The following is a 16,610-nucleotide window of genomic DNA, read 5'->3' as shown; positions in this document are numbered from 1 at the left end:
AGGGACTGAATTGATCAGTTGCACTCGTAGGCGTGAAGTACAACTCCGCGGTCCATCGGAGCGGCGAGTTATACTCGCCGGCGTGGAGTACAACTCCACGGTCCATCGTTGGGAGCTGGGAGCGGTGAGTTGCACTCGCCGTGGCGTGGAGTGCAACTCCACGGTCCGTGGTCGGGTGCTGGGAGCGGCGAGTTGCGCTCGCCGTGGCGTGGGATGCAACGCTACGGTCCGTCGTTGGAGTGCTGGGAGTGGGGAGTGGAACTCGCCGGCGCGCGGAGTGCAACTCCGCGGTCCATGCCGGGCCGGGGAGCGCTGGGTTGCACTCGCCGGCGCTGATGCACTCCCGCGGTCCCAACTCTGTTTAGGTTTCGTCGTCTCCCCGAGCTGCTGAGCCGTAGGGCCAGTCCTCCGGACTCGATACCAACCCGGCAGCGACCGGGTTTTGCCAGATGTACTCTTTTACTGCGGCAAGATGACGCTCATCCCGGATGTATCGATCCCAGTAGTCGCGTTGCCACAGGCCCGCACTCTCACTGCCGGCATGCCGATAGATGTCCGCTCCTTTGCGCCGAATCTCGCGGGCCGAGTGTCGCTTCCATGACTGGATAATTCGCGCCAAGGGCTCACGCTCGCCCTGACGAATCAGTACGTGAACATGATTCGGCATGATTACCCAGTCGTGGAGCCAGTAACGGTTCCCATGACCGAAAATCAGCGTGTCCGCCACAATCCGTGCGCAAAACGGATCAGCAAGTAGGCAGGAGCCAAGCCCCGCATCCAACAAGGCGGCAATCCGGCGAGCCATCGCCCGTTTACGTCGAGAATGGGGAAGCTCAGCCAATTCCAACTCAATGCTGGTGAGCGCCTCGCGCGGCAACGAATCGGCCAGGTGAAAGACAATGTGCTGAAAATGTCCCGGCGCATCGAGGTGCGGAAGCCCTCCGTGCCGGTAACGCGATTGGGGCATCCTTGCCACCATGCATCAACCTCCATGGTTTTTCGATGTCAGTCTGTCGATCAGTTCCTGTCAGGCCATATGGGAACGGCGAGTTGGACTCGCCGTGGCGCGGAGTGCAACTCCGCGGTCCAGGCACGTCCGGGACGTAGTTCAGCATTGCAGTCTGGAAACGACCGTAGGGGGCCGGCCATTCCCCCGAATCACCCCGCCAGGTGTTCCTTGGCGAATGCCAGGAGCGTCTCGTAATGGCCTTCGCGAATCACGGTGGTCACGATTTCTGGGTCAAGATTCAGATAATCGTGCACCAGCGCGTTGCGCAACCCGATCACCTTGTTCCAGGGTGTGCCGCTGTGATCCGCGCCCATGGCGGCTAACTTCGCAAACGCCTGGCGCGATTCGCTCGGCACGACCAGCCCAGACGCCTTTAGTTTTTGCTTAGCGATTCCAATGCACGCCTCGGTCAGCAGTTGCAGGTTGCGTTCGGCCGCCCGGTAAAGAAGCGATGGCAGGGCACTCCCCTCATTCGCGAGACGGCGAAGTTCGTCGAGTTCCTCGGCCAGCTGCGCGACATGCTCCCGCATGGCAGCAACGTATTCGGGTTCCATCCGCTCGGTCATCGCCACGGCTCCTCAACCATACTGCTGTTGGTGGTGTTGATAGTCGAGTTCCCACATCGACGTGATCCGGTTTTCTTCCCTCGCCAATCGCAACGGATCATTGACGCACAAGGGACGTCCTGTGCGCACCACGGCCATTGCAAGGGGAATGGGTGCCAGATCGATATCGATCACCGAGAGCTTTTCAGCGGGCAGATCCAGTGCATCCTGCCAGGCCTGTGCCAGCAACTCGGGTCGGAGCCGACGCTCGAATGGATCGGCAAGCGGCTTTGCGAAGGCTACCGCCAGGTCGTAGTCGCTGTTGGGCGTCGCGGTTCCCTTTGCCTGCGACCCGTAAAGCCAGAGCACGGCGATTTCCGGCGTGTCCTTGGCGATCGAACCGAGCCGGTCGAGTACGGGGGCGTGCGTTAACGGCGGTTTTATCGGCATGCGCTTGACCGTCCGGTTGGTGTTCGTGAAACGGCTTTCAGTGTAACCCTCATCCGCCCCGCCGAGCGGATTGTCAGGCAGAAGCCCGACCCACGGGTTCACTCAATACCACGGGTCGCTGCTATGACGCCGGGACCGGCAACGCCGTCTCCACGAATAGTTTGAGGCGCTTTCGGCCACGAAAGCTGTCGGCGACGGGACGGTAGGCGATCTGCCAGTGGCGGCCCGGGGGGAGTTGATCGGGGGCGCGGAACCAGATGGCGTCGACGGGGCGGGCGTTCGGGTGGTCAAGGAGACGCACGGACAGACGCCAGTGTTTGCCGTCTTTTAGCGCGGTGCGCTCGAGCACCTCGAAGGTGTTGTCGAACAGCGGTTCGGGAAAGCCGGTGCCCCATGGGCCGTGGTGGTCGAGGGTGTCGATGAAGTCGAGGTGCAGATCGGCGGGCTCCAGTGGGCCGTCGGTGATCACTTCGCGACCGTCGGGCAGCCGCTCTTGGTGGCGGCTCATCACGTGCGTGAAGGCCTGGCGAAAGGCATCGAGCCGGGCGCGGTCGAGTGACAGGCCCGCGGCCATGGCGTGCCCGCCGAAGCCATCGATCAGGCCGGGATGGCGGGCGTCGATCTCGACCAGCAGGTCGCGCAGGTGGATGCCGGGGATCGAGCGTCCCGAGCCTTTGAGACGACCGTCATCGCTGCCCACCTCGGCCGGGGCGAACACGAACACGGGGCGCATCCAACGGCTTTTCAGCCGCCCGGCGACGATACCGATCACGCCGGGATGAAAGCCGGGGTCAAAGCGCACCCAGTCGGCCGGCTCGCTGGGCGGTGTGTCGCCCTGCCCGGCCATGGCCCGGTCGAGGTCGGCGGCGACGGTGTCCAGCATGTCGGCCTCGACGTCGCGGCGTTGCCGATTGATCTGGTCGAGCGTGGCGGCCAGTTGCCGGGCCTCGGCCGGCTCGTCGGCGAGCAGGCATTCGACCCCCAGCCGCATGTTCTCCAGCCGCCCGGCGGCGTTCAGCCGCGGGCCGATGGCAAAGCCCAGATCGCTGGAACGGGCCTCGCGCGGGTCGCGCCCGGCGACGGCGAACAGCGCGAGTATGCCCGGGGCGCAGGCGTGGGCACGAATGCGGGACAAGCCCTGGGCGACCAGGCGGCGGTTGTTGTCGTCCAATTCAACCACGTCGGCAATGGTGCCCAGGGCCACGAGATCCAGCCAGTTGGCCAGATTGGGACGCTCGCGCTCGGCAAACCAGCCGCGACGGTCGAGCTCGCTGCGCACAGCGGCGAGCAGATAGAAGGCCACGCCGACGCCTGCCAGCGCGGTTGAACCGAAGGCCGCATCCGCGCGGTTGGGATTGACGATGGCATCGGCGGCGGGAAGGGTCTCGCCCGGCAGGTGATGGTCGGTGACGACCACGCGCGATCCGGCGGCCTTGGCGGCGGCCACGCCGTCGTGGGCGCTGATGCCGTTGTCGACCGTGAGGATCAGCGCCGGCGGCGTCTCAAGCTCGTCGAGCAACGCGGGGCTCAGGCCGTAGCCGTGACGCTGGCGATCCGGGATCAGGAAGTCCACCTGTTCAGCGCCCATGGCACGCAGACCACGCAGGCACAGCGCGGTCGCGGTCGCGCCGTCGGCATCGAAGTCGCCCACGATCAGGATGGATTCCTGTCGCTCGATGGCATCGCTGATCAGGCGGGCCGCCTCGTCGAGATCCGGCAGACCGGTGGGCGGGAGCACCGCGCCCAGGCGCTGGTCGAGTTGCGCGGCCTGCGTGATACCACGCGCGGCGAGCACGCGGGCCAGCCGTGGGTTGAGGTGTGCCAAGGCCTCGGTCGGCTCGGACACCTGACGCCGGCGAATGCTCGCGACTCCCAGCAGGCGCGCGGTCTTCTCGGCCTTGTCGGCATTGGGGCCCGCTTTTGTCTCTACGGTCATCGCCCCACCCGGTTCAACAGTCGACGCCAGGCCCGTTTCAACGCCGATGCCGGTTGCCACACCCCGCCCTGGCCATCATCCAGGCGAACACGCAGGCCCGGGTGCTCGCTCTGCAGTCGCTCGAGCCAGGCATCGATGCCGGCCAGTTCCTGCTGAAAACCGCCCACGTCGCCCTCCAGTCGACACCACGCCGCCTCGGTCAGCAGCACCCGCACGCACCTGCCGGCACGGATCGCCTCACGTGCCGCATCCATCTCGTCGGCTTGCCACACCGTTGCCTCGCATGCGGCGAGCACCGCCGGCGAGTCGGTCAAAATCTGCCGTTGATCGACCTGGGGGGACGGCAACCCATTGGACAGGGCACTCAACCCATGTGGCCAGAAACTGCTCAGGATGGGCTGACCCTGCGCGGCGCGCCGATCGTTGAGTGGCTGCGGATAAAGCCACATCTGCAGTTCGGTCAGCCACTGGCGCAACACGGGGTCGCTGCGTTCCTCGTCGAGGAAGACCCCGGCGTTGCGATTCAACAGGCAGGCCAAGGGTGCCCCACTGCGCTGCAATGCCGCGTTCGCCGGACCGACACCATCGACCCGCGATTCGGCCAGCAGGTAGGGCTGACGTCCCAGGCGCACGGCCCGCATGCCGTCTTCGGCCAGCCAGGGATTCAGCTCGGCAAGCAGACCGTCGAGTTCCGCCTCGGTCAAGCCGAGAAAGCGCGGGCCCAACGTGATCGCATGATCGGTTTCCGGCTTGAGGTGGACGGGATCGAAACACAGCAGCCGCTCGAAACCTCGTTCGCGCCAGGCCTCCACCTGCTCCGCGAAACCCGAACGCGTGCCACCGGCAAGGCACCAATCGCCCAGGGCGCGGGCGGTGGCATAACCATGCGCGCTGCTGGCCGATGCGCTCTCGTCGCGAGCCGCGCGGTGCACGGCCACCAACGCCAGCACATCGGGATCGTCACAGGTAATCTCGTGGACCGCATCGTCGGCGGCGGCAACACGCTGGAAGCGACCAGCGAGCAGATGGGCCAATGGTCGCTCACCGGTCGCTTGCCCGGCCGCGCCGCCTGTCGGCCAGGTCCAGACGGGGCGGGAAAAGCCGCTGCGGTCATCGCCAGGCGCATCGATCGGCTCGAGGCCCAATACGGCCAGTTCCACGTCAACGACCCGCCGCGTCACGCCTCGTCTCCCGGCAGGCCATTGTCGAGGCCGAGCAAGCGCCGGCCGCGGTGGTTGTGGCGGATGGAGAGCATGGCGGCGTATTCGGTTTCCACGTGCGCGATCGCCGCCAGCGGGGCGTTGAGCACCCAGACGCAGGCGGCGCGCATGACGATCGCGTGCGAGAGCACCAGCACGGACTGGCCGGCGTGATTGGTTTCCAGGCGCTCGAGCCCGCGCGTGACCCGCTCGACGAAGTCGGTCATCGGTTCGCTGCCGGGGGGACGACCGTCGACCGGGTCGGCGAGGAACGCCGCGTGCTGTTCGGGATACCGCTCGGGGATCTCGGCGTGGCGCAGGCCTTCCCAGGGACCGAACCCGATCTCGCGCAGGTCGGGGTCGACGACGAGCTCAAGCCCGCGACGCTCGGCGACGGAGGCGGCAAAGGCCCGGCAGCGGCGCATCGGCGAGGTCGCGATCACGTCCCAATCGGCCAGCCCGCGATCCGCCAGCAATTCCACGCGTCGCTCCAACTGCTGCCAGCCGAGTTCACTCAGCGGGTCGTCGACGGCATCGCCACGAAAGCGGCGGCCGCCAACGGGTTCGCCGTGGCGGATCAGGTCGAGTCGGGTGGTCTGGGAGGACATGGACGCTCGCGGTTCGAATTCGAGGCGGAATTCTATCAGTCTCGCTAGGGCAGCAAACGACAAACACCGCTCCCCGAAAACCTGTGAGATGGTTTCGCAGCGAGCGGAAGGCGACGGTAAGACACCGTCGCCGGGGACGTCGGTTAGGAGGCGAGTGTCACTTCTTACCGAACGCCAGCATTGCCAGCCCGACAACCGCACTCACGCCACCGGCAATCCAGTAGATCATCGTGTTGTCGGTGTATTCCCCGGTGACCGCCTCGGAGAGCTGGTCTTCCAGCCCTTGCGACGCCTGGTAGCCGAAGAACAGCAGGATGAGACCCAGTACAAGCAGGGCCAGCCCGATAATTTGCTGCGTTTTCATGATGATTCCTCTTAGAGCAAGAAACGGCTGCAAGTTTAGACGGCCGCGCCAACCAGTGCTTGCGCCCCCGAAACCTGCCGGGCTGCCCGTTATGGCACCCAGCCGATCATGGTAAGCACCGCCACCAGGGCCAAGCCGAACAACAGCGCTCGCCACACGATGGCGTGGGCGGCTCGATACCAGGTGCGCTGGTCGGCCAGGCAGGCGTTCTCGTCGAGGCACTCGTCGGCCCGCTCGACGTCGATCACCGCGTGACCGACCCGGGCGATCAGGCCGATCGATCCGGCCTCCCAGTCATCCAGGGCCCCGTGCTCGCGGCCTTGCGCCGCGTCCCCGCGCCAGGCGCTCAGGCCGCGCTGGAACGAGCCTGCCAAGAGCATCAGCACGGTGAACACCGGCGCCGCCGGCAGGACCATCAGCGCGTGCACCTTGCGCTGTCCGCGATGCAGCCAGCCCGTTTGCGCCGGCTGGGGCTGCTCTTCACCGTCCCGATGCTTTACGCCCTCCTCGCGCGCCAGCCATTCGGTCAGTCGATAGAACAACGCCCCGGCCGGCCCCAGCAACACGAACCAGAACAGCACCAGGAACCATTCGCTGAAGGCCAACACGATGATGCGCTCGCCGGTCTGCCGCGTGGTCGCCGCGGCCGGGTCGACGGGCGTCTCGTCGAACAGCACCCGGCGCGCGGACTCGACGGTTTCTTGATCGTCGCGGGCGGCGGCATCCAGCAATTGACGGTTGATCTCCGAGGTGTTGCGCGGCGTGATCACCAGTAAAAGCACGACCAGCGACACCAGCCAGCCGATCCAGCCATCACCGCCCGGCCCCAGCCAGACCAGCAAAGCCGCCGGCAGCAGCAGCCAGACGATCAGGCGCGCAGCGGTCACGCCGATCATGCCGGCCAACGTATCGAACACCTCGATCGTGGCGAGATGCGGCCACCGATCGGCACGCCAGCGCTGGAAGAATTCCAGGAGGCGATCAATGGCGACGACGAGGATCAGGACCAGGAGTTTCATCGGGTGGATGCCCCAACGTTTAACGGAGATGAACAGGATGTCATGCGGTAGCGACCCCTTCGGGCAACCGGGATGCCAGCTGCCCCCAGTCGAAGGCGGGGCCCGGGTCCGTCTTTCGACCTGCGGCGATATGGCTGTGGCCGCGCACGGCGTTCACTGTCGGATAGGCGCGCTTGATCGCGACCAGCATCTTGCCGAGCACCTCGTATTGCACGGCGGTATAGGGCTCGGTATCGGTGCCTTCGAGCTCGATGCCGATGGAGAAGTCGTTGCAGCGTATGCGCTCGCCGAAGCGCGACTGTCCCGCATGCCAGGCGCGCCGGTCGAAGGGTACGAATTGCGTGACCGAACCGTCACGATAGATCACCACGTGGGCGGACACACGCAACTCGCGGATCTGTTCGAAATACGGGTGTTCGGCCGGATCGAGTTCGTTGGTGAAGAACCGCTCGATCGCCGTGCCGCCATATTGGCCAGGCGGCAGGGACATGCCGTGGATCACCACCAGTTCGATGCGTTCCTCGCGGGGACGCTGGTCGTGATTGGGTGAGAGGACATAGCGGGCGCTGTCGAGGCGATAGGTGGCGGGATCAATGTTCATGCGCGGGGCTCCTCCTCCCACTTGAGTCCGGCGACCGGCCAGTGGGCCGATGACCATTCGCTGGCGACCTGCTGGCTCCAGCCCTTGCCGCCCAAGTGGGCGCAGAGCCCTTGCAGCGCGACGTCGACCGCCGCCTCGCGCACGGCCTGCCGCTCACCGGGGAAACGAAAGCGGCTCGCGAAGGTGGTGGGGCCGGCCTGGGTGGCGCCGGATTCCGCGGGGGGACGATAGCCCCAGCCGATCCACACCGTACCGACCGGTTTGGTGTCGCTGCCACCGCCCGGCCCGGCCACGCCACTGATGGCCACGGCGTAATCGACGTCGGCCCGCTCGATCGCCCCGCCCGCCATGGCCGTGACCACCTCGCCCGACACCGCGCCCACCTCGGCAAACAGCGACGCAGGCACGGCCAGATCACGCTGCTTGGCCCGGTTGCTGTAGGTGATCCAACCGCCCTCGAACCAGGACGAACTGCCGGCCTGCTCGGTGAGATTCGCCGCCAACAGCCCGCCCGTACAGGACTCCGCCACAGCCAGACGCAGGCCGCGTGTCGCCAGCGCCTGGCCCAGACAGCGGATGCGTGAGTGACGATCGAGATCGCCGTCGGTCATCGCGTCAATGCCGTTCCATGCCGGCGGTCGCTGCATCGGTTGCGCGTTGTCTTGATCGTCCATCCTGCTTGCTTATCCCTCGTGCCCCGGCCGATCCCGAATCAATTCGGGGCCGGGGTTTTGGTTACAATGCCGCGCATGACGAACCCGACATCGCCCCGACCCGCCCCAGCCGGAGACGCGGACCCTCTCAGCGCGCATACGCCCATGATGCAGCAGTTTCTCGGGATCAAACAAGATTACCCGGACGTGCTGCTGTTCTACCGGATGGGCGATTTCTACGAGCTGTTTTTCGAGGACGCACGCCACGCCGCCCGGCTGCTCGATCTCAACCTGACGCAACGCGGCACCTCGGCCGGCGAGCCCATCCCCATGGCCGGCGTGCCGGTGCATGCCTACGAGTCGTACCTGGCGCGCCTGCTGAAGGCCGGCGAATCGGTCGCCATCTGCGAGCAGGTCGGCGACGTGCAGGCCAAGGGGCCGATGAAGCGCGAGGTGGTCAAGGTTGTCACCCCGGGCACGGTCACCGACGAGGCCCTGCTCGAACAGCGTCAGGCGCACCGGTTGGTGGCGGTGGCGCGCAGCCGTTCGCGTGGCCGCGAACGCCTTGGTCTGGCCCATCTGGACCTGTCCAGCGGCCGCTTTGCGATCATGGCGCCGAACGGGCCGGATGAGCTGGCCACCGAACTGGCCCGCGTCGACCCGCGCGAACTGCTGCTGCCCGAGGGACTGCGCATCGAGGCACTGACCGATGGGTTGTTCCGCGCCGAGGGATTCAGCCGCGAACGCCCGATCTGGCACTTCTCGAGCGAGACGGCCACCGAACGATTGTGCGCCCAGTTCGGCACCCGGGACCTGGCGGGCTTCGGCATCCATGCCGACAACCGCCAGTCGCTGGAGGCGGCCCTGGGCGCCGCCGGCGCGCTCTGGCAGTACGTCAACGACACGCAGAAGACGCATCTGGGCCACATCGACGGCTTGGCCGTCGAGCAGACCAGTGACGCCCTGTTGCTCGACGTGCACACCCGCCGCCACCTGGAGCTGTTCGAGGACAGCCAGGGGCGCCCGGACGGGGCCCTGATCGGCCTGCTGGATCGGACCGCCACCGGCATGGGCGCACGACGCCTGCGCGAGTGGCTGGCCCGCCCGCTGCGCGACCACGAGGCGCTTGCCGCCCGGCATCAGGCAATCGGTGAGCTGCGCGAGCGTGACCTGCCGGCCGCCCTCTTCGACGCGCTGCGTCAGGTCAACGACATCGAGCGGATCACCACGCGCATCGTGCTGGGCACCGCCCGGCCCCGCGACCTCGCCGCCCTGCGCGACTCGCTGCATCAGTTACCCGCCCTGACCGCGACGCTGGAGGCCTGTGACCAGCCGCTGATCACCGCCCTGATCGATGACCTGGCCGATCTGCCCGCGGTACGCGACTTGCTGGATGCCGCCATCGCCGAGAAGCCCTCGGTCTGGCTGCGCGACGGCGGCGTGATCGCCACCGGATTCGACGAGGAGCTCGACCGCCTGCGCAGCCTCTCCCAGCGGGCGGATACCACGCTCACCGCCATGGAGGAGGACGCCCGGCGCCAGTCGGGTATCGACAACCTCAAGCTCGCCTACAACCGCGTGCACGGCTACTACTTCGAGGTACCGCGCAGCCAGTCGGCGCGCATGCCCGAGACCTTCACCCGGCGCCAGACACTGAAATCCGTCGAGCGCTACACCAACGACACGTTGAGGTCTTTCGAGCAGGAGGTGCTGACCGCACGCGACCGGTCGCTGGCCCGCGAGCGCGAATGCTTCGAGGCGTTGCTGGTCGACCTGGCCGGGCATCAGTCGGAGCTGCGCCGGCGTGCCAATGCCCTGGCCGATCTGGACACGCTGGCCGCGCTGGCCGATGTGGCCGAACGCCACGGCTGGAACGCACCGCGATTCCGGGGCGCACTGGGCGTGGATATCCAACAGGGACGCCACCCGGTGGTCGAGGCCAACAGCCAGGCGATATTCGTGCCCAACGATGCCGAGCTGGCCCCAGACCGGCGCATGCTGTTGATCACCGGCCCGAACATGGGCGGCAAGTCGACCTACATGCGCCAGACCGCGCTGATCGTCCTGCTGGCCCATGCCGGGGCGCACGTGCCGGCCGAGGGGGCCGAGATCGGCCCGATCGACCGCATCTTCACCCGCATCGGCGCCTCCGACGATCTCGCCTCCGGTCGCTCGACCTTCATGGTCGAAATGACCGAGACCGCCGAGATCCTGCATCACGCCACCGAGCGCTCGCTGGTGCTGATCGACGAGATCGGTCGCGGCACTTCGACCTTCGACGGACTGGCCCTGGCCTGGGCGGTGGCCGAGCATCTGCTGCAGAAAAACCGCGCGATGACGCTGTTCGCCACCCACTACTTCGAGCTGACCACGCTCTCCGAGCAGTTCGCGACGCTGATCAACGTCCACCTCGAGGCGATCACGCACAAGGGCGAGCTGGTCTTCCTGCATGGCGTGAAGGACGGCCCGGCCAACCAGAGCTACGGCATCGACGTCGCCCGGCTGGCCGGCCTGCCCCGTCCCACCATCCGTCGCGCGCGCGGGCTGCTGGAAAAGCTCGAATGGCAGTCGCATGCCGGGGGCGAGGTGCCGCAACTGGACCTGTTCGCGGCCGAGGCCCCAGGCGAGCTCGCCGAGGCCGAACCCGACCCGTTGCTCGAGGCGCTCGACGCCCTCGATCCGGACGAGATCAGCCCGCGGGCCGCGCTCGACCTACTCTACGAGTGGAAGGCGAAGCGTCAGGAATAAGCGGATCGGCGGTCAACGCCGGTAAACGTGCCGACGATGACCGATTTTGACGACGGTCACCACGAGTTCGTCATCGACGATTTCGTACAGAATCCGGTAGTTACCCTGGCGCAGACGATAGCGTTCCTGTCCAGAGAGCTTTTCGCAACCGGGTGGGCGGGGATCGTCAGCCAGCGCGTCTATACGCCGCAGAATCCGCTCGACGTCCGGTTTCGGGATAGGGCGAAGATCACGACTAACCGACTGGCGAAAGCGGAGCTTATAGCTTGCCATGCGCCTTCAGGTCGGCGAGCAGGGCTTCGTAGCTAATTGTCGGCTCGGCGACGCGCTCATCGAATGCCGCCAGATCCTCCTGATCTTCTGCCAGCGCTGCCTTGACCGCGTCGTTGACGATCTCGGAAATCGAACGATGGGAATGGGCCGCCTTCATTCTCAAGGCCTGGTGCAATTGCGCATCAAAGTAGATGGTGGAACGCTTCGTCTCGGTGTTCATGCCGGATCTCGCAATGGAAGGTCGTACAGCGAACGAAGTATAGCAACATAGTGACGTCTAGACGTCACAACGCCAGCCCCCCCCCTCTCCCTTTGGGCCTACAGCTCAGGCCGACTCACTCGCCACCACGACCATTTGCCACCATCGTTATAATGCCGCCATGGAACAGTCCACCGACCGACCGCTCGTCTCGCTGACCGTCGCCGGCATCGCCCGCCGAGACGACGAGTACCTGATCGTCGAGGAACGCATCCGCGGCCAGCGTTACCTCAACCAGCCCGCCGGACACGTCGAGCCGGGCGAAACCCTGATTGAGGCGGTGATCCGCGAGGTGCGTGAGGAGACCCGCTTTGCCTTCGCGCCGACTGACCTGCTGGGGCTGTACCATGACAACCCGAACCAGGGTCGACGCGTGCTGCGGGTCGCTATCATCGGCAAGATCGGCGAGGCGCCGGACGACGCGCCCCTCGACGAGGGCATCCTCGCCGCGCACTTCATGAGCCGCGTGGCGCTGGAGCGATCCGACCTCCCGCACCGCTCTCCGTTCGTGACCGCCGCCATCCGTGATTTCGAACGCGGGCGCCGCCACCCCCTCGACCTGTTGCACTCGATCCGATGACCGACACCCAATCCGACAACCTGATCCCGCGCGCCCCCGAGGATGCCCCTCGCATCATGGTGGGTCTGTCCGGCGGCGTGGACTCGTCGGTGGCCGCCCTGCTCCTGAAACAGGCCGGCTACCGTGTCGAGGGCCTGTTCATGAAGAACTGGGAAGACGATGACGACGCCGAGTACTGCGCGGCCAAGGAGGACATGCTGGATGCGATGGCGGTGGCCGACCGCCTCGGCATCGAGTTCCACTACGCCAACTTCGCCGGCGAGTACTGGGACCGCGTATTCGCCCATTTCCTGCACGAGTACCAGGCCGGGCGCACGCCCAACCCGGACATCCTCTGCAACCGCGAAATCAAGTTCCGCGCCTTTCTCGACCACGCCCGCGAACTGGGGGCCGATGCGATCGCCACCGGCCATTACGCCCGGCGGATCGACGATGCCGACGGCGTGCACCTGGCGCGCGGCATCGATACCAACAAGGATCAGAGCTATTTCCTGCACGCATTGAGCCGCGAGCAGGTCGGCTCGGCGCACTTCCCGCTCGGCGGGCTGGAAAAACCGCGCGTACGCGAGATTGCCGCCGCTCACGACCTCATCACGGCGAAGAAGAAGGATTCCACCGGGATCTGTTTCATCGGCGAGCGGCGCTTTGCCGATTTCCTCAAGACCTACCTGCCCGCCCAACCCGGGCCGATCCAGACCCTCGACGGCGAGTCCATCGGCACCCACCAGGGCCTGATGTACCACACCATCGGTCAGCGCCAGGGCCTGAAGATCGGCGGGATGAAGACCCACGGCGACGAGCCCTGGTACGTGGTGGACAAGGATCTCGCCGACAACGTGCTCCTGGTCGCGCAGGGCAAGAACCACCCGGCCCTGTTCGCCGACCGGCTCGAGGCCGAGCAGGTCCACTGGATCGAGCCGCCGCCGACCGATCGCCCGCTGACCGCCAAGATCCGTTATCGCCAACCCGACCAGGCGGTGACCATCGAACAACGGGGCGATCGGCTGATCGCAACGTTCGAGGCGCCGCAACGCGCCATCACCCCCGGGCAGTCGGTGGTGTTCTATGATGGCCCCATCTGCCTGGGTGGCGCGGTGATTACCCGCGCCCTGCCCCGGGACTGATTCATCAATCCAACCGATTCGGGACGCATGCCACAAGATACCGACGACCAATTGATCGCCATGGCCGGCATGACCCAGGCCGTGCAGCTGATCCAGACACTCGCCTACGAGGGGCGCGTGGCGGACAGCCAGGCCCTGGAGGCGAGCATCGGCTCGCTGTTCGCCTTCGATGCACCCGACACGGCCAGCATCTACGGCGGGATTACCGGCGTGCGTTTTGGCATGAAGCGCCTGACCGAACTGCTGGCCGGCAAGTCGCGGGCGCCGCATGACCTCGAGCTGACCCGCTACCTGGTGACCCTGTTCGCCGTGACCAAGGCGTTTCGTCGCGATGACGAGATGGCGGGCAAGCTGTTTTCCCGCCTGGAGGAACTCAAGCCCGCCTTTGACGAGCACGGTGCCGACAGCGGCCTGATGGCCGATCTGAACAACCTCTACCGCGGCACCTTGAGCCACCTGCCGCAGAAGTTCGTGATCAACGGCGAGAAGCATCATCTCGAGGACATGGCTATCTCCGCGTCGGTGCGCGCCCTGCTGCTCGCCGGCGTGCGTGCCACCATCCTGTTCGACCAGGTGGGTGGCCGGCGCTGGCGCCTGCTGTTCATGCGGGGCAAGTACCTGGCCCGTGCCGAGGAAATGGTTCGACGCCTCTGAACCATCCGCCTTTCTGACAGGATCTTCCCATGCCCCAGCAGCTGCTCCGGACGCTCACCGAACGCCATGCGGACGATCCGGTCGGCACGCTGGTCGCCCTGGTGGACTGGCTGCGTCCCGGTTCGGACGAAGATGCCTCGGCGGCGATTGAACGCATCGAGCGCTTGCAGACGGCCGTCGAGGCCGACCCCACCCTGCAGGACGCCCTTCATCAGCGTCTGGGCGACTGGCTCGACCAGGCGCGCTTTTTCCAGGTCCTGGCTGGTTTGGGCCTGTTTTCGCGGCGCGGATTCCTGCGCGAGCTGGGCCAACGTGTCTACGAGCGCCTGAATCCCGCGCCGGCCGACCCGATGAACGTGCGTGACGTGTTCTATCTCGCCTTCCACGAGGCGGACGATCCCGAGTGGGTGGCGCAGGTGCCACCGGCCTGCTGGGAACGGCTGATGCGGACATTCTGGCCGTCGTCGCCCGACCAGCCCGGCCAGAAAGGGACGGACCGGCTGACCCGCGAGGCGCTCTACGCCCTGGAGATGCTGGCCATCTGGATCGCCGCCGAGGAGTTCGAGCCCGACATCCTGCGCCTCGATCCGAGCATGGCCACGCGCGATTCCAGTTTCATCGCCCTGCAGCGAGAGGTCGGCGCGCACGTGCGTGACTACGTCGGCTGGATGGACGGCAAGATCGAGGACTTGTACGACGACGCCCACATCCGCGTCTTGCTCGAACAGTGCAACGAGGAGGTCGAACGCCTGCACCGGCGAGCGGTCACGCGCGGGACCAGCATCTCGTTGACCCACTTGCTGGAACGACTCGGCCAGACCATCGCCCGGATCGAACGACTGCTCGACATCCTCGACCCCAAGGCATGCGAACAATGCAATGAGCGCGCGACCGCCCTGTTCACCGAACTGGTCGAGGCCAGTGCCGAGCGGCACGGCATTCGCCCGCTGATCCGGCGCAGCGTGCGCCAATTGGCGCGCAGCGTCACCGAGAACGCCAGTGACAAGGGCGAACACTACATCGCCGGCGACCGGCCCGCGTATTTCCGAATGCTGGCCTCGGGGCTGGCCGGGGGGCTGGTGATCGCCGTGATGGCCCTGCTCAAGATCCACATCCTCGAGAGCGGCTTTGCGCGCCTGCCCGAGACCGTCTTGGTCAGTCTCAATTACGGGCTGGGTTTCGTCCTGATCCACATTCTGCACGGGACGGTGGCCACCAAGCAGCCGGCGATGACGGCGGCGAGCATTGCCGAGCAGGTCGAGCTGGGCGAGCATGGCCGGGCGAATCCCCGCAAACTGGCTGACCTCCTGCTGCGCGTGGGTCGCACCCAGTTCGTCGCCATCGCCGGCAACGTCATCGCCGCCCTCTCGCTTGCCTTCCTGATCGCCACGGTTTGGCAACAACAGACGGGCACCTCGCTGATCACCCCCGAGCGGGCCGCCTACATCCTCACGGGCATCAACCCGGTCACCGGCCTGGCGCTGTTCTATGCCGCCATTGCCGGCGTCTGGCTGTTTCTCTCGGGCCTGATCGCGGGTTTCTTCGACAACCGCGCGGCCTACCTGGGTCTCGAGGCACGCCTACGGGAACACCCGCTGCTGCAACGGCTGCTGCCGCAAGGCGCCCGTCATCGTCTGGCCGCCTACATCGATGGCCATTACGGCGCCCTGATCAGCAACTTCGCCTTCGGCATCATGCTCGGGTCGACCGGCTACGTCGGCTACCTGCTCGGGCTGCCGCTCGACATACGCCACGTCGCCTTCTCCTCGGCGGACCTGGGCTACGCCATGTCCCAGGAATTCGCCGGGCCGCTGATGTTCGCCCTGTTGCTGGGTTTCGTGCTGCTGATCGGCGCGGTCAACCTCACGGTGAGTTTTGCCCTGGCCCTCAATGTCGCCCTGCGGGCGCGCGGCACGCGCATCGCGCGTCCGCTCAATCTCGTGCGGGCCTACTGGCAGCTGATCCGTCAGCGTCCCTCCGGCCTGCTCTACCCACCCAACCAGCCCAATGGCGCTGGCAACCGCCACAGCAACGCCGCCGAATCGGGAGACGGGCGAGCGCCCGGACGCCGGGAACATCGCGAGTGATCATCACCGGTGACATCGACCCCGTCGTCCTCCGCCTCGGGTAAAAGCCGACATGCGGCCCCGAAGACTCGTCGAGGGCCACGGCAGAGACCGGACACCGCACCCGCATGAAAAAACCTCCAGTGAGCCTTGCTCGACTGGCGGTTTTGCCTGGTTTTGCCTGGTGGGCGCGAGAAGCGCTCAGACCTTGAGGTGTTTGCGTAGCTGGTACTGCCAGATAAACCCGATCACCGAGAAGACGGCGAAGATGCAGACCGCCACGGCCCAGAACTCCCAGCCCTTGGGCTCGACGCCCCCGATCGAGTACTCGAGGTAGATACCGACACCCATACCGATCACGAAGAACACCAACCATTCGACGATCCGCCACCAGAACGACTTCTGACGACCCGGTTCGGCGACCGGGATCACGAGAAACAGGCGCTGGTTGACGAATGGCAGGTTCGCGAGGACGAACAGGCCGATCAGGTAGCTCACGATAATCCAGTCGGCGATCATGCA

Annotated in this window: 18 protein-coding genes; 5 read left to right on the top strand and 13 right to left on the bottom strand. The window is 66.2% G+C overall.

The window, feature by feature from the left end:
* Positions 1–361 precede the first annotated feature (361 nt).
* From SR882_RS05525 to SR882_RS05480, 10 genes are all read right to left on the bottom strand, one after another.
* Positions 362–967, bottom strand: coding sequence for an REP-associated tyrosine transposase (locus SR882_RS05525; protein WP_322522334.1), 606 nt, complete (start codon positions 965–967; stop codon positions 362–364).
* 191 nt (positions 968–1,158) lie between these two features.
* The gene (hepT, locus tag SR882_RS05520; RefSeq protein ID WP_322522333.1) at positions 1,159–1,575 is read right to left on the bottom strand and encodes a type VII toxin-antitoxin system HepT family RNase toxin; all 417 of its coding nucleotides are present in this window, start codon (positions 1,573–1,575) and stop codon (positions 1,159–1,161) included.
* 12 nt (positions 1,576–1,587) lie between these two features.
* A complete protein-coding gene (mntA, locus tag SR882_RS05515; RefSeq protein ID WP_322522332.1) occupies positions 1,588–2,106 on the bottom strand; it encodes a type VII toxin-antitoxin system MntA family adenylyltransferase antitoxin in 519 nt (172 codons plus the stop codon).
* A gap of 19 nt (positions 2,107–2,125) precedes the next feature.
* The gene (gene recJ, locus SR882_RS05510) at positions 2,126–3,940 is read right to left on the bottom strand and encodes a single-stranded-DNA-specific exonuclease RecJ (protein ID WP_322522331.1); all 1,815 of its coding nucleotides are present in this window, start codon (positions 3,938–3,940) and stop codon (positions 2,126–2,128) included.
* Positions 3,937–5,121 carry a hypothetical protein gene (locus tag SR882_RS05505; RefSeq protein ID WP_322522330.1) on the bottom strand — a complete coding sequence of 395 codons (1,185 nt, stop codon included), beginning with the start codon at positions 5,119–5,121 and terminating at the stop codon, positions 3,937–3,939. The genes recJ and SR882_RS05505 overlap by 4 nt, the downstream gene beginning before the upstream one ends.
* Positions 5,118–5,747 (bottom strand): histidine phosphatase family protein, encoded by a 630-nt coding sequence (locus SR882_RS05500; protein ID WP_322522329.1) that lies wholly within the window; start codon positions 5,745–5,747, stop codon positions 5,118–5,120. Before SR882_RS05500 ends, SR882_RS05505 begins: the two co-directional genes overlap by 4 nt.
* A 157-nt stretch (positions 5,748–5,904) precedes the next feature.
* Positions 5,905–6,111: a DUF3185 family protein gene (locus SR882_RS05495; protein WP_322522328.1), complete on the bottom strand. Its 207-nt coding sequence runs from the start codon at positions 6,109–6,111 to the stop codon at positions 5,905–5,907.
* Positions 6,112–6,200: 89 nt separating this feature from the next.
* Complete coding sequence (ampE, locus tag SR882_RS05490; RefSeq protein ID WP_322522327.1) at positions 6,201–7,130, bottom strand: regulatory signaling modulator protein AmpE; 930 nt, start codon at positions 7,128–7,130, stop codon at positions 6,201–6,203.
* A gap of 40 nt (positions 7,131–7,170) precedes the next feature.
* Positions 7,171–7,731, bottom strand: a complete 561-nt coding sequence (gene ampD / locus SR882_RS05485) for a 1,6-anhydro-N-acetylmuramyl-L-alanine amidase AmpD (RefSeq protein ID WP_322522326.1) — start codon at positions 7,729–7,731, stop codon at positions 7,171–7,173.
* Positions 7,728–8,405 carry a CinA family protein gene (locus SR882_RS05480; protein ID WP_322522325.1) on the bottom strand — a complete coding sequence of 226 codons (678 nt, stop codon included), beginning with the start codon at positions 8,403–8,405 and terminating at the stop codon, positions 7,728–7,730. The genes ampD and SR882_RS05480 overlap by 4 nt, the downstream gene beginning before the upstream one ends.
* Positions 8,406–8,549: 144 nt before the next feature.
* Here SR882_RS05480 and mutS point away from each other — a divergent pair, with 144 nt between their 5' ends.
* Positions 8,550–11,132: a DNA mismatch repair protein MutS gene (gene mutS / locus SR882_RS05475; RefSeq protein ID WP_322522324.1), complete on the top strand. Its 2,583-nt coding sequence runs from the start codon at positions 8,550–8,552 to the stop codon at positions 11,130–11,132.
* Between the two features lie 12 nt (positions 11,133–11,144).
* On the opposite strand, the gene SR882_RS05470 is transcribed toward mutS, so the two are convergent.
* Positions 11,145–11,405, bottom strand: coding sequence for a type II toxin-antitoxin system RelE family toxin (locus tag SR882_RS05470; protein ID WP_322522323.1), 261 nt, complete (start codon positions 11,403–11,405; stop codon positions 11,145–11,147).
* Positions 11,392–11,625 carry a CopG family transcriptional regulator gene (locus SR882_RS05465; protein ID WP_322522322.1) on the bottom strand — a complete coding sequence of 78 codons (234 nt, stop codon included), beginning with the start codon at positions 11,623–11,625 and terminating at the stop codon, positions 11,392–11,394. The genes SR882_RS05470 and SR882_RS05465 overlap by 14 nt, the downstream gene beginning before the upstream one ends.
* Positions 11,626–11,785: 160 nt before the next feature.
* Between SR882_RS05465 and SR882_RS05460 the strand changes: the two genes are divergently transcribed.
* From SR882_RS05460 to SR882_RS05445, 4 genes are read left to right on the top strand one after another with little or no spacing between them, the layout of a single operon-like run.
* Positions 11,786–12,244, top strand: coding sequence for an NUDIX domain-containing protein (locus tag SR882_RS05460; RefSeq protein WP_322522321.1), 459 nt, complete (start codon positions 11,786–11,788; stop codon positions 12,242–12,244).
* A complete protein-coding gene (gene mnmA, locus SR882_RS05455) occupies positions 12,241–13,368 on the top strand; it encodes a tRNA 2-thiouridine(34) synthase MnmA (protein ID WP_322522320.1) in 1,128 nt (375 codons plus the stop codon). The genes SR882_RS05460 and mnmA overlap by 4 nt, the downstream gene beginning before the upstream one ends.
* Positions 13,369–13,395: 27 nt before the next feature.
* Positions 13,396–14,022: a lysogenization protein HflD gene (locus tag SR882_RS05450; protein ID WP_322522319.1), complete on the top strand. Its 627-nt coding sequence runs from the start codon at positions 13,396–13,398 to the stop codon at positions 14,020–14,022.
* 29 nt (positions 14,023–14,051) lie between these two features.
* Complete coding sequence (locus SR882_RS05445; RefSeq protein WP_322522318.1) at positions 14,052–16,109, top strand: site-specific recombinase; 2,058 nt, start codon at positions 14,052–14,054, stop codon at positions 16,107–16,109.
* Between the two features lie 180 nt (positions 16,110–16,289).
* On the opposite strand, the gene SR882_RS05440 is transcribed toward SR882_RS05445, so the two are convergent.
* Positions 16,290–16,607 carry a DUF2818 family protein gene (locus SR882_RS05440; protein WP_322522317.1) on the bottom strand — a complete coding sequence of 106 codons (318 nt, stop codon included), beginning with the start codon at positions 16,605–16,607 and terminating at the stop codon, positions 16,290–16,292.
* Positions 16,608–16,610 lie beyond the last annotated feature (3 nt).

The sequence above is a fragment of the Guyparkeria halophila genome (assembly GCF_034479635.1).
GTDB classification, from domain to species: Bacteria; Pseudomonadota; Gammaproteobacteria; order Halothiobacillales; family Halothiobacillaceae; genus Guyparkeria; species Guyparkeria halophila.
Note: the sequence above shows the minus strand (reverse complement) of the source record. Positions and strands in the feature narration are given on the sequence as shown.